Origin of the sequence: Streptomyces guryensis, assembly GCF_021261325.1 — a bacterium.
GTDB lineage: Bacteria > Actinomycetota > Actinomycetes > Streptomycetales > Streptomycetaceae > Streptomyces > Streptomyces guryensis.
The window spans coordinates 31,569-45,378 of the sequence record NZ_JAJSBI010000015.1; the positions used below are offsets into that span (position 1 = coordinate 31,569).

Genomic DNA, 13,810 nt, shown 5'->3' on the forward strand with positions numbered 1-13,810 from the left:
CGTAAGTCTTCGGCAGGTCGGGGAAGTTCAGGAGTGCGACGGCGCGTGGAAGGGCAGCCCGGCGTCGGCCGCCAGCTCCAGGTCGTCGGTGTGCTCGGCGGGCAGCAGCGTCGGCGTGCCGTCGGTCACCGGGACCACGCCGAGTTCCAGCAACTCGGCCATCGCGGCACTGCCGGCCATGTCTCGCACCTGGAGCTGGTAGCGGGAAGTCGTCCGGTAGGTGCCGCCGTTGTCCTCGCCGGTGCGCTGCAGGAAGCCGGAGTCGGTGAGGAACGCGGCGGCCTTGCCGACGATGCCGGTGGTCGAACCGGCGAGCCGGCGCGCGTCCTTGGTGGCACCGGCCGCGCTGCGTCTCGCCCAGATCCGCCACGCGGCCTCAAGGCCGGGCGCGTCGGTGGCCGGGTCGGTGTTGTCGCCGTGCTCCTCGGCACGCTCCTCCAGACGGCGGCAGGCCTGTCGTACGAACGCGTCGACGCCGTTGACCGTCACGCGTCCGATGTATCCGTCGTCGGCCAGGTCCTCGGGGCGCGGGAACGCCATGGCGGCGACGGCGAGATGGGCCAGGCCGTGCAGGAAGCGGTCGCCGCCGTCGGCGGACGTACGACGCGCGTAGTCGCCCATACGGACGGCGAACACGGAGTCCTCGGCCGCCGTCACGGCCATCCCCGCCCGCGGGGAAACCTCCAGCACCACGAGACCGAGCCCGGCGGCCACGGCGTCCGCCAGCCGCGCGAACGGCGGGTCCTCGCGGTAGCGGCGCAGCAGCTCGGCGTACTCCTGGTCCCGCGCGGGCTGCAGCTTGGGCTGCAGCCCGAACGCGACGAGCCGCGCCGCGTCAGCGGCGTCGGCGGGGGTGACGGCGGCGGTCGCCGACGGGGCCGGGGCCTCCGTCTCGCTCCACTCGACGTGCTCACTCACTGCTTGGGCTCCTTGTCGCGTTCCTGCTCACTCATGCTGCTTCCGTCCGGTCCGCCGCCATCCCCGCCGCGTCCAGCAGGGCCGTGCCGACGATGAGATCGGCGCCGCCGAACTCCGGATCGGCCAACTCCGTCCCGTCGTCCACGGCGAACAACAGCTTCTCCTCGCCCTGGCGGTATGCCGTACCGACCGCCGGACTGGCCGCGTGCACCGCCAACAGAGCCACCAGGTACGGCAGATCGGGGTCCTGTCTCCGGGCCTCGGCCAACAACCCCGACAACCGGCGCGGCGCGTCGGCTGGCAGGTCCAGCAGTTCCGTCGCCGCGGCCAACTGCTCCTCGCTGAACCGGCTGTCGTCCGGCGTGGCGATCAGATCCGGCTCGGGCATCTCCGCGCCCAGGTGCTCCCGCTCCACCGGCGGCGTCAGCAGTATGTCGACGAGGTCGCCCACCCGCACGGACACCGGCGTGCGCAGTCCGGTACCGCGGGCGAAGAAGGCATCCGTGACCCGGACCGCCTGTTCCAGCGGCAAGGGCAGCACGGGGGCGACCAGGTGCCCGTACAGGTCGATCCCGGACGATGTCATGGGGGTCGCGAACGCCTGCCGGTCCTGTTCGGCGCGGAACAGCGGCCCGGCCTCCAGGAGGCGGGACTGCAGCTGTGTGTGCCTGCGGATGCAGTCCTTGACGATGTCAACGAGTTCGGCCGCACGCCGCTTGTGCTCGGGGTCCTCGGTCTCATCCCGGGCCTTGCGGATGTTGGTGAGGATCGCGTTCTCGTGCCGGTAGCGGTCTGCCACGTGGTCCAACGCTTCGGCGATCATGTCGGGCACGGAGTTGAGCCAGTCCACCGCCCGGACGTTGCGCCGGGTCGCGTCCAGGGCTCTGCGCAGGGTTTCCGAGTACTGCACCGTCCGGTAGCGGGCCTGTTCGGCGGCGAGCTGGGCGTCGGCGAGGCGACCCCGGTTGATCAGGACCTCCAGCTTGACCTCGGCGGCGATCTGCGCGCTGGTGACGTCCGTGTCCAGGGCGCCGACCAGGACGTTGACCGCCTCGTCCGTGGTACGGAGGTAGACGGTGCCGCCGGGGCCCGGCACCTCCTCGATCAGTTTGAAGTCGTAGTCACGGCGGACGTAGCTGCCGTCGGTGGTGAACGTGCCGTAGACGGCCCTGAAGCCGCGGTCGACACTGCCGACGTTGATCAGGTTCTCCAGGACCCAGCGGGCCACGCGCTCGTGCTCGGCCACCGGCCGCTGTGGTGCCTGGGCGGCGATGCGCGGGATGAGCCGCGCGACTATCTGGTCGTGGTCGGCGCCCGTGTCGAAGTCCATGTTCAGGGTGACCAGGTCGATGGCGGCCAGGGCCACCTCCGCCATGCCGTAGACCGAGTACTCGCCCGCGAGGTTGGCCTTGCGTGCGTCGAGGTCGTGCAGCGGCGCGGTGCAGGCGAGCGCGCGCAGGCGCCGCGCCAGCCCCTCGTCGGCGGCCGGGCCCGGGGCGGGGCGCGGCCCCGCGCTGAGCTGGGGCGGAACGCTGTCCGTCGATGCAGGCGAAGTCACGGTGCACAGACTAGGTCCTCGGTCTGACATCGACCCAAACGACTCAGATGCGACCAGGCGTCACGGTTCTCACACCGGTGGGGCCGGTACTCCCGTGTCCCGCTATTCCTCGCCGACCCGCCGCCGGTACACCTCGACGACCCGCTCGAGCGAGTCGTCGAGGTAGACCTCCAGCAGTTTCTCGGCCTCCGGGCGGTCCGGCGCCTGCAGGGCCTGCAGGATCTGCCGGTTGCGGGCCAGGTACGGCTCGTGCAGGGCTCTGGGGTCGTCCACGACGTGGAAGGCGAGGCGCAGTTCGGCGAAGACGCTGCGCATCAGTTCGTCGGTGCGGGCGCTGCCGGCCAGGGTCACCAGCTCCCGGTGGAAGTGGATGTTGGCGGTACCCACGCCTTTCCAGTCACCTTCGCGCGCCGCCCGCTGCCCCTGGCCGACGACCTCGGCGAGCGCGTCCAGGCCGTACGGCGGTTCGCCGAGCCCGCGGACGACGGCGCACTCGACGAGGCGGCGGGTGCGGTAGATGTCCTCGACATCCTCGACGGTCAGGACCCGGACGAAGACGCCGCGATTCAGCTCGTGGACGAGCAGACGTTCATGGGTGAGCAGGCGGAAGGCCTCGCGCAGGGTGTTGCGGGAGACTCCGAGTGCGCCCCCGATGCTGTCCTCCGACAACCGGGTGCCGGGCGGGAAGAAGCCCTCCGCGATGCGGCCCCTGAGGATGTCCGAGACGCGCTCGGCGGTGCTGGTGCGCCCCAGGAGAGCCCGGTCGTCGGCCAGTCCTGTCAGCTGCTCTGCCATGCCCGGAATTCAATCGCAGATACAAGAACGAAACAACATGGGTATTGAAGGATCGTTCAACGATCCTCTACCTTGCTACACACGGCGCCGTCGTTCACCCCGGGCGCCGACCGCTCCTCCCGCACGGCACGGCTCACTTCTGAAGCACCCTCCGTCCTCCCACTGCGAGGTGCCCATGAGCACGACCCCTCCACCCCAGGCCCTGACCAAACAGCCCGGAACCGATGAAAACGCCCTCGACGACGGCGCGTTGAGCTGGCTGCGCGCCCTCGGACCGCGCGGCCGCCGCGCCTTCGCCGGCGCGTTCGGCGGCTATGCCCTGGACTCGTACGACTACTTCACGCTGCCTCTGAGCATGGTCGCGCTGGCCGCGTACTTCGGCCTGGACAGCGGTCAGACGGGCCTGTTCACGACCGTCACACTCGTGGTCTCCGCAGTCGGCGGGGCCGTCGCGGGTGTGGTGGCGGACCGGGTCGGCCGGGTCAGGGCGCTGATGATCACCGTGATCACCTACGCGGTCTTCACCGTGGCCTGCGGTTTCGCACCCAACTTCGAGACGCTGCTGGTCTTCCGCGCTCTCCAGGGCCTCGGTTTCGGCGGCGAGTGGGCGGTCGGCGCGATCCTCGTCGCCGAGTACGCGAGCGCCAGGAACCGGGGCCGTACCCTCGGCGCGGTCCAGAGTTCGTGGGCCGTGGGCTGGGCGCTGGCCGCGGTCGTGTACACCCTGGTCTTCTCGTTCGTCGGCGACGATCTGGCCTGGCGCATCATGTTCTGGACGGGCGCGCTACCCGCGCTGCTGGTGATCTGGATGCGGCGCCGGGTGCACGATGCCCCGGAGGCTGCCGCGGTACGCGAACAGAGCGCGCAGAAGGGCTCGTTCACGGCGATCTTCAAGCCCGGCCTGCTGCGCACGACGGTCTTCGCCGGACTGCTCTCCACCGGCGTCCAGGGCGGCTACTACACGCTCGCCACCTGGGTACCGACATACCTGAAGACCGACCGCGGCCTGTCGGTGGTCGGCACCGGCGGCTATCTGGCGTTCCTGATCTCCGGTGCCTTCCTGGGCTATCTGACCGGCGGCTACCTCACCGACCGGCTGGGCCGCCGGCGCAACATCTGGCTGTTCGCCCTGCTGTCGGCCGTCTGCATCCTGGCGTACGCGAACATCCCGCACGGCGCCAACACCCTGCTCCTGGTGCTCGGTTTCCCACTCGGATTCTGCATGTCGGCGATCTTCAGCGGCTTCGGGTCCTACCTGAGCGAGCTGTACCCGACGGCGGTACGGGGCACGGGGCAGGGCTTCACGTACAACACCGGGCGTGCCGTCGGCGCCGTCTTCCCCACGGCGGTCGGCTTCCTGGCCGACAGCTGGGGTGTGGGCGGCGCGCTGGTGTTCGGTGCGATCGGCTACGGCCTCGCGGCGCTGGCGCTGCTGGGGCTGCCGGAGACCCGGGGGAAGGAGCTCGCGTGAACCGTACGGAAGACCGCCCGCTGACCGTCGTCGACGAGCACGCGCACGCGTGGAGCCCGAAAGCCGCCCGGGCCCGTTTCCGGGAAGGACTCAGCGGCCCCACCGCCGGGGTCGCGGCCGGCCACACCCAGGTCAACCTGATCTCGGTGCCCGCCGACTGGGCATACGACATGCTGCTGTTCTGCCAGCGCAACCCCAAGCCCTGTCCGGTGCTCGACGTCACGGACGCCGGCTCCGTCACGACGATCCTCGCGGACGGCGCGGACCTGCGCACCGACCTGCCGCGCTACCGGGTGTGGCAGGACGGCGTGTTGGCGGACGAGCCGACCGACGTACGCGCGCACTGGCGCGAGGACCTGGTGTCGTTCCTGATCGGCTGCAGCTTCACCTTCGAGTGGGCGCTGGCCGAGGCAGGAGTACCGATCCGCCACGTCGAGCAGGGCCGCAACGTCCCGATGTACGTGACGAGTCGTCAGTGCCGTCCGGCGGGGCGGCTGCACGGCCCGCTGGTGGTGTCCATGCGGCCGGTGCCGCCGGAGCACCTGGCGGCGGCGATCCGGGAGAGCAGTCTGCTCCCGGCGGTGCACGGCAGCCCCGTACACTGCGGCGACCCTTCGGCACTCGGCATCGACGACCTCGGCCGCCCCGACTTCGGCGACCCGGTGGCCTCGGAACCTGATGACATCCCGGTGTTCTGGGCCTGCGGAGTGACCCCGCAGGCGGCGGTGATGGCCTCGCTCCCTCCCTTCGCCATCACGCACGCACCCGGCCAGATGTTCCTGACCGACGCCCGCGACGAGCAGTACCGCGTGGCCTGAGAGAAACCACGAAGGACCCATGACCTCGATCGATCTGAACGCCGACCTCGGCGAGGGCTTCGGCCGCTGGCAGCTGACCGACGACGAGCGGCTGCTGTCCGTCGTCACCAGCGCCAACGTGGCCTGCGGCTTCCACGCCGGGGACGCGGCCACCATGCGGCGGGTGTGCGAGCGGGCGGCCGAGCTCGGCGTCCGGATCGGCGCCCAGGTCTCCTACCGGGATCTGGCGGGGTTCGGGCGGCGGGCGATGGACGTGCCGCCCGCCGAGCTCGCGGCCGAGGTGGCGTACCAGATCGGTGCGTTGGAGGTCTTCGCGCGCGCGGCAGGCACGCGCGTGTCGTACGTCAAGCCGCACGGCGCGCTCTACAACCGCGTCGTGCACGACGCGGAGCAGGCCTGCGCGGTCGTGGACGGCGTACGGCTGGCCGACGCCTCGCTGCCCGTGCTCGGACTGCCCGGCTCTCGGCTGCTGGAACTCGCTGCCGAGGCGGGCCTGCCGGCCGTCACGGAGGCCTTCGCGGACCGTGCGTACACGGCGGAGGGCACGCTTGTGCCGCGCGGCCAGGAGGGTGCCGTGGTCACCGACCCGGAGGTGGTCGTGGAGCGCTCGGTGGGCCTGGCCCGCCTCGGCACGGTCACCTCGCACTCCGGTGCGCGCGTGGACGTACGCGCGCGTTCGCTGTGTCTGCACGGCGACACTCCGGGCGCCGTCGAACTGGCCCGGCGCGTCCGGGAACGCCTGCAGGAGTCGGGCGTCCGGGTGGAGGCCTTCGCATGAGGACGCTGCCCGTCGGGGACCGTGCCCTGCTCGTCGAGGTGACTTCCGGAGAGGAGGCTCAGGCCCTGCACGCGGAGTTGCTGCGCCGCCGCGCGGCCGGCCTGATCACGGTGCGCGAGATCGTCCCCGCGGCCCGCACCGTGCTGCTCGACGGCCTCGACGACCCGGTCCGTCTGGCTTCCGAACTGACCGCCTCCGAGGTGCCTGCCCTTCCCCGTCGCGAAGAGGCCGCCGTGGACATCCCGGTGCGCTACGACGGCCCTGACCTGGCCGACGTCGCCGCCCACTGGGGTGTCGGCGAGCGGGAGGTGGCCCGTATCCACGCGGCCACCGAGTTCAGCGTCGCCTTCTGCGGGTTCGCCCCCGGTTTCGGCTATCTCACCGGCCAGCCGCCGCGGTACGACGTCCCACGCCGGGACACCCCTCGCACGGCCGTCCCGGCCGGTTCGGTGGCTCTGGCGGGCCCCTACACGGGCGTGTACCCGCGCTCGTCGCCGGGCGGCTGGCAGCTGATCGGGCGCACGGACACCGTGCTGTGGGACCACGCGCGCGTGCCGGCCGCGCTGCTGTCCCCCGGCACACGCGTGCGCTTCGTCCCGGTGGGGTGCCCATGACGGACCGCGCACTCGTCGTCGTACGAGCCGGAGCGCTGACCACCGTGCAGGACCGGGGGCGTCCCGGGCACGCGCATCTCGGCGTGCCCCGCTCCGGTGCGCTCGACGGATCCGCGGCGGCGCTCGTCAACCGGCTGGTCGGCAACCCGCCCGAGGCGGCCCTCCTGGAGACCACGGTCAACGGGTGCGCCGTACGCCCGCGTTCGACGGTCACGGTCGCGGTCGGAGGCGCCCCCTGCCCGGTCACGGTGGACGGCCGGCCGGTCGCCTGGGGAGCTCCGGTGAGGGTGCCCGCGGGCGCGCTCCTGGACATCGGCACCGTCAGCTCCGGAGTGCGCTCCTACGTCGGCGTCTCGGGGGGCATCGCCGTCGACCCGGTGCTCGGCAGTCGCTCCACGGACCTCCTGTCCGGCCTCGGTCCGGCACCACTCGCGGCCGGCACTGTGCTGCCCCTGGGGACGCCGCAACGCCTCCACGCGCGCGTGGACGTCGCTCCACAGCCCGCGCCTCCGACCGAACTCGTCCTACGGGTGACGCTCGGACCGCGCGACGACTGGTTCACACCGGAGGCATTGCGTACGTTCACGTCCCGCACGTACCGCGTTTCCCTCGCGAGCAACCGCATCGGCCTGCGCACGGAGGGACCCGCACTGGAGCGATCCCTACCGGGTGAACTGCCCAGCGAGGGCATGGTGCTGGGCGCGGTCCAGGTCCCGCCGGACGGCAGACCGGTCGTCTTCCTCGCGGACCATCCGACCACCGGGGGTTACCCGGTGATCGCGGTCGTCCGCCCACAGGACCTCCCGGCCGCAGCCCAGGCGGCACCGGGAACACCGGTCCGCTTCACGGCGATGCGCACACGCCAAGGCTGTTAGGGGCGCGGGGAACTGTGCGACCAGCCACCACGGGCCCGCAGCGACCAACCGGCCTCAAGTGCCCCGGCCTCTGCGCGCAGCGCTACGCCGCGTCCGGCTGCTCCACCACAGAAACCGCGGCCAAAGCCGCCGAAACCGCCGCAGCGGCCCGCAGATCCAGCCGCGCACTCGTCCCCCGCACCCGGTGCCGCATCTCGTCGGCGGCAAGACGAAGGAGCTGGGGCAGCAGGTCGGTGCACCGCCGTGCCACCCACGCCGTACCCGCCGTGGCCAGCCACAACAAGCTCGCCGACCTCGTGGGCACGGAGAACTCCGGCTCCGGGGAGGGCGCGACACCCGCCGCACGGTCCGCTTCCACCAACAGCGAGTGGAAGCGCACGGCCAGCTGGCGGTGCCCCTGTTCGCCCGGGTGCAACCGGTCCGCGCTCCACATCGCGCGGTCTGTGATCCAGGCTTCCTCGGCCGCATGGAGATGGACGGCCCCGTAACGGTCCGAGAGCGCGTGGACCACCCGGTTGACGGCTCGTTGCCGCCGGGCCAGGGGACGGGCCAGCGAACCCGGCAGGCCGAGCATCGAGCCGGGGTCGGGCAGGCAGGCCGTGAGCAGGGTCGCGCCCTGCTCGGTGAAGGCGGCGTACACCTTGTCCAGCCGTTCGGCCACGGCGTGGATGTCGAAGGTGCAGCGCAGGGTGTCGTTGACGCCGATGACCACGGACACCACGTCCGGCCGCAGCGCGAGCCCGGCCGGCGTCTGCTGCTCCAGCACCTCCCGGGTCTGGGCGCCGCTGACGGCGAGGTTGGTGAACTCCACGGTCTCCTCGGCGAGCCCGCCGGCGAGCAGCGCGGCCCAGCCGCGCCACCCGTCGGCGACGGGATCGCCCACGCCCTCGGTCAGCGAGTCCCCCAGGGCGACGAAACGCACCGGTCTCATGCCACGCCTCCGGGCGCAAAACGACGCACCGGTACCGTCGCGTCGTGCGCGGCGAGAAACGCATCCACCGCCGTGTTCCACCCGAAGCACTCCGCACGCGCGCGTGCGGTCTCGCGCCGCTCCCGCTCGGGAAGTTCGAGCAGCATGTCGACGGCGTCCGCGAACGCGTCCCCGTGGTCCGCGGCCACGGCTCCGGCTGATCCGATCACCTCGGGCAGCGCGGACGACGTGCTCACCACCACGGGTGTGCCGCAGGCCATCGCCTCCAGCGCGGCGAGCCCGAAGGTCTCGGCGGGCCCGGGTGCCAGGCACACGTCGGCGGAGGCCTGGAGGGAGCCGAGCGCGCCGCGGTCGGAGACGTGCCCGAGGAAGGTGACCGGCAGCCCGCGCTCCCGCGCCCGCTGTTCGAGCCGCGGCCGCAGCGGCCCGTCCCCGGCCACCACCAGCACCACCCGCCTGCCCCGCCGCAGCAGCGCCTCCAAGGCGTCCAGCGCCGTGCCGGGCCGTTTCTCCACGGACAGCCGCGTGCAGGTCACGAGCAGCGACTCGTCCACGCGCGCGTAGCGTGCACGCAGTCCCGGGTCGCGCAGCGCGGGATGCCGCTCCACCAGGTCGACGCCCAGCGGGGCGCGTACGACATTGCGGGCGCCGATCCGCACGAACTCCCGCTCGGCGAACTCGGTGGTGCACACCACACGCGCGTACGTGTGCGCCGTACGCACGTTCAGAGCGTCGGCGGCTCGGCGGGCCGCCCCCTCGGGCAGCCCCCAGGTGCGCAGGACGCCGTCGGCGGTCTCGTGGGAGACCATCACGGCGGGGATGCGGGCGCGCCGCGCCCACTTGCCGGTCCAGCGCAGGGTCGTACGGTCGGAGACCTCCAGGCGGTCTGGCGCCAGCTCTTCCAGGAGGCGGGCCACGCGCCGTTTGTCGGTGAGCACGCGGTACCCGCCCGTGCCGGGCAGCAGCGGCCCGGGCAGGGTGATGACGCGCCCCTGCTCGGTGTCGCGGTCGTCGGCGCGTTCGCCGGGGACGACGAGCACGGGCTCGTGGCCTGCGGCCTTGAAGCCCTTGCCCAGTTCGCGCAGGGCGGTGCGCAGACCCCCGGAGGAGGGAGCGACGAAGTTCGCGAGTCGAACGATCCGCAAGGAGGTCATGCCGCCACCGCCGTCCTCTGCCGCGCGGCGAGTACGTCCGCGTAGTGCCCGATCAACTGATCGCCGACGGCGGTCCAGGTGCGTCCCTCGACGGTGGCGCGCGCGGTGGCGCCGAAGGTGATCCGCTGCTCCGGATCGGCGGCCAGGGACCGCACGGCGTCCCGTACGGCGTCCGCGTCATGGGGCGGCACCAGCAGCCCGGTGCGCCCGTGGGCGACCAGGTCGAGGGGGCCGCCGGCGGCGGGCGCGACGACGGGGACGCCGCTCGCCATGGCCTCCTGCACGGTCTGGCAGAAGGTTTCGAAGGGGCCGGTGTGTGCGAATACGTCCAGTGAGGCGTAGATCCGGGCGAGTTCGTCACCGGTGCGGCGGCCGAGGAAGACCGCGCCCGGCAGCGCCTCGGCGAGGCTCGGCTGGCTCGGGCCGTCACCGACGATCACGACCCTCACTCCTTCGAGGCCGCTGACGCCGGCCAGGAGCTCGATGTGCTTCTCGGGGGCGAGGCGGCCCACGTAGCCGACGATCAGCTCGCCGTTCGGGGCGAGTTCGCGGCGCAGGGCCTCGTCGCGCAGGTGCGGGCGGAAACGGACGGTGTCCACGCCACGCTGCCAGAGCCTGACCCGGGGCACGTCGTGGGTCTCCAGGTCGTGCATCGAGGCGCTGGAGGGGGCGAGGGTGAGGTCGGCGGCGGAGTGGACGGAGCGGATGCGCCGCCAGGCCGCGGCCTCGCCCGCGCCCATGTAGGTACGGGCATATCCGGCCAGATCCGTCTGGTAGACGGCCACGGCCGGGACGCCGAGACGGGCGGCGACCGCCATGCCTCGGACGCCGAGGACGAAGGGGCTGGCCAGGTGGACGATGTCGGCCCGGTGCTCGATGACGGCCGCGGCCAGGCGTCGGCTGGGCAGGGCGACACGGACCTGGGGATAGCCCGGGAGCGGGAGGGAGGGGACACGGACGACGGGGCACGGCGCCTGGGCGTCGGGCCCGGTCCCGGCCCGGCCGGCAAGTGCGTTGCTGGCCGGTGCGACGACGAGCGGAAGGTGACCGCGATCTACGAGGTGCCTGGCGGTCTGGAGGGCGCAGTGGGCCACGCCGTTCACGTCGGGGGGAAAGGATTCGGTCACTATGACGACACGCATACCCGTGTTGTCGCCGTGCTGGACGTGGTCGCGTCAACGTGGATCTTTGCGAACGATGAACGTCCCGTGAGCGTTCCCCCGCACACCCGAGCAGGTCAGGCCGTGTCCATGACCGCCTGACCCGCGGGTCACCCGTTGTTCATACGGCGGCTGTGCCGCGGCGCGGGACACACGTGCGCGGCCGTCTCAGACGGCGGGTCCGTCGGGTGCGATCCGGCTTCGTACCGCGGTCTGCACTTCGGCTTCCTCGGCCGGATCGGCGGCGAGCCGGCGGAGCTGTTCGACGACCCGTGCGTCACCGGTCTCGGCGTGCCGGGCGGCGATTTCGCGGGTGGTCTCCTCGCAGTCCCAGAGGCACTCGACGGCGAAGCCCGCCGGGAAGGAGGGGTCGGTTGCGGCCAGGGCGCGGGCGGCCCGTCCGCGGAGATGGGAGGAGGCGGTTTCGCGATAGATATGGCGCAGTACGGGAGCGGCGCAGGCGATGCCGAGCCGGCCGGTGCCGTCGACAAGGGTCCACAGGGTCGGGGCGTCCGGCCCTTCGCCCCGTACGGCTTCGCGCAACGCACCGAGGACGAGGTCCTTGTCCTCGGTCCCCCCGCGGCAGGCGAGCATACGGCCGGCGGCGGCACCGAGGGGGTCGGGCCGGTGGGCCCAGCCGCGGGCCCGGTCGACGGCGGCGACGCTGCGCATCCGTTCGAATGCGTCGACGGCGGCCTCCACGACGGCCGGTGAGCCGGTGAGCACGGCACCCTCGATCAGGTCGAGAGCGTCGGGGTCATTGCTGTCGGCGAGATAGCGCAGCGCGGTACAGCGGGCTCCGTCGGTGCCGCCCTTGGCGGCCTGGACGATCTCGGGCCGGTCCTCAGGGCCGGCGACGGCGGTGAGGCAGCGGGCGGCCGGGACGTGCAGCGCGGCGCCGCGTTCGACGCCCTGCTGGGCCCACTCGAACACGGCCTGCACGCTCCACCCCGGACGGGGCCCGGATGGTCGCATCTGCCGCTGCCAGCGGTCGAAGCAGCCGGTCTCCTGAGCGGCACGCACACGCGTGGCGATCGATTCGCGCGGGTCCTGCGCCCACAGCCGCCACGGCCGGGGTTCGAAGGCGTCCCGCACGACGACGGCCAGCTCGGCCTCGCCCTCGGCGTCGGTGGCAAAGCGGGCCAGCACGGGAGCGGCGAGGGCCCCTAGCCCGGCGTCGTCGTCGCGCAGCGCCAGCTCGTCGAGGGCCCAGGCCCAGTTGGAGCCGGAGGCGGCGTACCTGCGCAGCAGTTCGAGCGCGTCCCGCCTGCCGTAGGAGGCGAGGTGGCCGAGGACGGCCAGGGCCAGTCCCGTGCGGGACTCCTCGGTGTCGAAGACGTCCTCGACGTCGAAGAGGTGCGCCTCGATCTCGTCCAGCTCGCCGTTCAGGTCGAGGTAGAGACGGGCGTAGTAGAGGGAGCGGTTCTCCACCTGCCAGTCGTGGCGGGGATCGCGCAGCACACAGTGGTTCAGCGCCGCAAGCGCCTCGGGGCGCGGGGCGGTGAGCGCGTGCAGTGTGCCGTCGCCGCGGCCCCGCTGGAGCAGGCCGAGCAGCGTACCGCTGGGCGCTATGACCGGATCGAACATGGGAAACAGCCTCACATCAAGCGTCGACGCAACCGGGGAACACGCATTACCTGGCCGCGTGACACAACGTCGGGGCGCCCGCCGTCTCGTGCTTGCTGTTGACCATCTTCCTCTGCCTCTCGTCATTGGCCCTTGCGGACCGCATCACGGCCCGCGCGGTGCGGCAACACCTGCCCGACCATCACGTCCGTGAATCACGACGCCATGATGACTCGGCACTTCGACCTGCCGCGACCGAAATTTCGACGGCCCTGTACCGCCTCCCCCGTTTTCTGTGTTTTTACTGGTCAGAACATTCGGATCAGTGTGCGCCGAACAGCTCGAGCAGTTCCGTCTTGCCGAACATCCGCGCCGTGTCGACGGCCGACGGGGTGCCCGCGGCCGGATCGGCACCGCCCTCCAGGAGGGCCCTGATCACTTCCGTCTCGCCCTTGAAGACAGCCCCGGCGAGCGGGGTCTGGCCCCGGTCGTTGATCCGGTTGCCCTCCGCGCCCCGGGCGAGCAGGGCGCGCACCGCGTCCGCGTGTCCGTGGTAGGCGGCGAGCATCACGAGCGAGTCACCGCGGTCATTGGTGAGGTTGGCAGGAACGCCCGCGTCGACGTACGCCACAAGCGCCTCGGTCTGCCCCTGCCGGGCCAGATCGAAGATCTTGGTCGCCAGCTCCACGACCTCCGGGTCGGGGGCTTCAGTCATCGGCCGGACCGCCTCTCAATACAACCGTTCAGGTGAATCGCCAGGGTACTGGCTTCCGCGGCACATGACCCGGTGCACCGGAGGTAAAGATCACCACATACCAGGCAGGACACGGGGGTCCGGCCCGGCTGTCCCGAGACGGCTCGACCACCTGAGGGAAATGTGCCGAGATTCATCCATTTGCACCTTTAATAGTATGGATACATGCTGTGATCCTGGAAGTACTCATGGTGACTGTCCCCGTGAACCAGGAGAAAAAAATGATCTTGTCCATCTCCGGCGTGGTCCTGCTCGGCATCATCGTCTTCCTCTTCTTCCGCAAGGACGGTCTGAAGGCCTCGCACATGCTGGTCTCGGCCCTGTTCGGCTTCTACCTCGCGAGCACCGCGATCGCCCCGAGCATCAAGGCGGGCGGTGAGAGCCTCGCGAGCCTCCTCGGCGGCATCAAGTTCTGACG

Annotated in this window: 14 protein-coding genes; 6 read left to right on the forward strand and 8 right to left on the reverse strand. The window is 71.8% G+C overall.

Annotated features, from left to right (window positions below; all coding sequences use genetic code 11):
* Positions 1-27: 27 nt before the first annotated feature.
* From LJ657_RS27290 to LJ657_RS27300, 3 genes are all read right to left on the reverse strand, one after another.
* Entirely contained in the window at positions 28-918 is an 891-nt protein-coding gene (locus tag LJ657_RS27290) for a hypothetical protein (RefSeq protein WP_232651407.1), read from the reverse strand.
* 31 nt (positions 919-949) lie between these two features.
* Complete coding sequence (locus tag LJ657_RS27295) at positions 950-2,476, reverse strand: hypothetical protein (protein WP_232651408.1); 1,527 nt, start codon at positions 2,474-2,476, stop codon at positions 950-952.
* Between the two features lie 102 nt (positions 2,477-2,578).
* Positions 2,579-3,271: a GntR family transcriptional regulator gene (locus LJ657_RS27300; RefSeq protein WP_232651409.1), complete on the reverse strand. Its 693-nt coding sequence runs from the start codon at positions 3,269-3,271 to the stop codon at positions 2,579-2,581.
* A gap of 175 nt (positions 3,272-3,446) precedes the next feature.
* On the opposite strand from LJ657_RS27300, the gene LJ657_RS27305 reads away from it, so the two are divergent.
* Genes LJ657_RS27305 through LJ657_RS27325 form a run of 5 tightly spaced genes read left to right on the forward strand, consistent with a single transcriptional unit; the run spans position 3,447 to position 7,827 of the window.
* A complete protein-coding gene (locus tag LJ657_RS27305; protein WP_232651410.1) occupies positions 3,447-4,742 on the forward strand; it encodes an MFS transporter in 1,296 nt (431 codons plus the stop codon).
* The gene (locus LJ657_RS27310) at positions 4,739-5,560 is read left to right on the forward strand and encodes a putative hydro-lyase (RefSeq protein ID WP_232651411.1); all 822 of its coding nucleotides are present in this window, start codon (positions 4,739-4,741) and stop codon (positions 5,558-5,560) included. Before LJ657_RS27305 ends, LJ657_RS27310 begins: the two co-directional genes overlap by 4 nt.
* A gap of 19 nt (positions 5,561-5,579) precedes the next feature.
* Entirely contained in the window at positions 5,580-6,338 is a 759-nt protein-coding gene (locus LJ657_RS27315) for a LamB/YcsF family protein (protein ID WP_232651412.1), read from the forward strand.
* A complete protein-coding gene (locus LJ657_RS27320; RefSeq protein WP_232651413.1) occupies positions 6,335-6,952 on the forward strand; it encodes a 5-oxoprolinase subunit B family protein in 618 nt (205 codons plus the stop codon). Before LJ657_RS27315 ends, LJ657_RS27320 begins: the two co-directional genes overlap by 4 nt.
* Positions 6,949-7,827, forward strand: coding sequence for a 5-oxoprolinase subunit C family protein (locus LJ657_RS27325; RefSeq protein ID WP_232651414.1), 879 nt, complete (start codon positions 6,949-6,951; stop codon positions 7,825-7,827). The genes LJ657_RS27320 and LJ657_RS27325 overlap by 4 nt, the downstream gene beginning before the upstream one ends.
* A gap of 82 nt (positions 7,828-7,909) precedes the next feature.
* On the opposite strand, the gene LJ657_RS27330 is transcribed toward LJ657_RS27325, so the two are convergent.
* The 5 genes from LJ657_RS27330 to LJ657_RS27350 all read right to left on the reverse strand — a co-directional run bounded on the left by LJ657_RS27330 (position 7,910) and on the right by LJ657_RS27350 (position 13,353).
* A complete protein-coding gene (locus tag LJ657_RS27330; RefSeq protein ID WP_232651415.1) occupies positions 7,910-8,758 on the reverse strand; it encodes an SGNH/GDSL hydrolase family protein in 849 nt (282 codons plus the stop codon).
* On the reverse strand, positions 8,755-9,912 hold the full coding sequence (locus LJ657_RS27335; protein ID WP_232651416.1) for a glycosyltransferase: 1,158 nt from the start codon (positions 9,910-9,912) through the stop codon (positions 8,755-8,757). Before LJ657_RS27335 ends, LJ657_RS27330 begins: the two co-directional genes overlap by 4 nt.
* Positions 9,909-11,054 (reverse strand): glycosyltransferase family 4 protein, encoded by a 1,146-nt coding sequence (locus LJ657_RS27340; protein ID WP_232651417.1) that lies wholly within the window; start codon positions 11,052-11,054, stop codon positions 9,909-9,911. The genes LJ657_RS27335 and LJ657_RS27340 overlap by 4 nt, the downstream gene beginning before the upstream one ends.
* A 186-nt stretch (positions 11,055-11,240) precedes the next feature.
* A complete protein-coding gene (locus LJ657_RS27345; protein ID WP_232651418.1) occupies positions 11,241-12,659 on the reverse strand; it encodes a HEAT repeat domain-containing protein in 1,419 nt (472 codons plus the stop codon).
* 301 nt (positions 12,660-12,960) lie between these two features.
* Positions 12,961-13,353 (reverse strand): ankyrin repeat domain-containing protein, encoded by a 393-nt coding sequence (locus tag LJ657_RS27350; protein WP_232651419.1) that lies wholly within the window; start codon positions 13,351-13,353, stop codon positions 12,961-12,963.
* Between the two features lie 260 nt (positions 13,354-13,613).
* Here LJ657_RS27350 and LJ657_RS27355 point away from each other — a divergent pair, with 260 nt between their 5' ends.
* Positions 13,614-13,808, forward strand: coding sequence for a hypothetical protein (locus LJ657_RS27355; RefSeq protein ID WP_099934012.1), 195 nt, complete (start codon positions 13,614-13,616; stop codon positions 13,806-13,808).
* The last annotated feature ends 2 nt before the right edge of the window (positions 13,809-13,810 follow it).

What these genes read in the sequence shown, in the direction of transcription:
- LJ657_RS27315 (WP_232651412.1), top strand. Translation starts at nt 5,580, where the DNA reads ATGACCTCGATCGATCTGAACGCCGACCTCGGCGAGGGCTTCGGCCGC.
- LJ657_RS27320 (WP_232651413.1), top strand. Translation starts at nt 6,335, where the DNA reads ATGAGGACGCTGCCCGTCGGGGACCGTGCCCTGCTCGTCGAGGTGACT.
- LJ657_RS27335 (WP_232651416.1), bottom strand. Translation starts at nt 9,912, where the DNA reads ATGACCTCCTTGCGGATCGTTCGACTCGCGAACTTCGTCGCTCCCTCC.
- LJ657_RS27305 (WP_232651410.1), top strand. Translation starts at nt 3,447, where the DNA reads ATGAGCACGACCCCTCCACCCCAGGCCCTGACCAAACAGCCCGGAACC.
- LJ657_RS27325 (WP_232651414.1), top strand. Translation starts at nt 6,949, where the DNA reads ATGACGGACCGCGCACTCGTCGTCGTACGAGCCGGAGCGCTGACCACC.
- LJ657_RS27350 (WP_232651419.1), bottom strand. Translation starts at nt 13,353, where the DNA reads ATGACTGAAGCCCCCGACCCGGAGGTCGTGGAGCTGGCGACCAAGATC.
- LJ657_RS27345 (WP_232651418.1), bottom strand. Translation starts at nt 12,659, where the DNA reads ATGTTCGATCCGGTCATAGCGCCCAGCGGTACGCTGCTCGGCCTGCTC.
- LJ657_RS27340 (WP_232651417.1), bottom strand. Translation starts at nt 11,054, where the DNA reads ATGCGTGTCGTCATAGTGACCGAATCCTTTCCCCCCGACGTGAACGGC.
- LJ657_RS27330 (WP_232651415.1), bottom strand. Translation starts at nt 8,758, where the DNA reads ATGAGACCGGTGCGTTTCGTCGCCCTGGGGGACTCGCTGACCGAGGGC.
- LJ657_RS27355 (WP_099934012.1), top strand. Translation starts at nt 13,614, where the DNA reads ATGATCTTGTCCATCTCCGGCGTGGTCCTGCTCGGCATCATCGTCTTC.
- LJ657_RS27300 (WP_232651409.1), bottom strand. Translation starts at nt 3,271, where the DNA reads ATGGCAGAGCAGCTGACAGGACTGGCCGACGACCGGGCTCTCCTGGGG.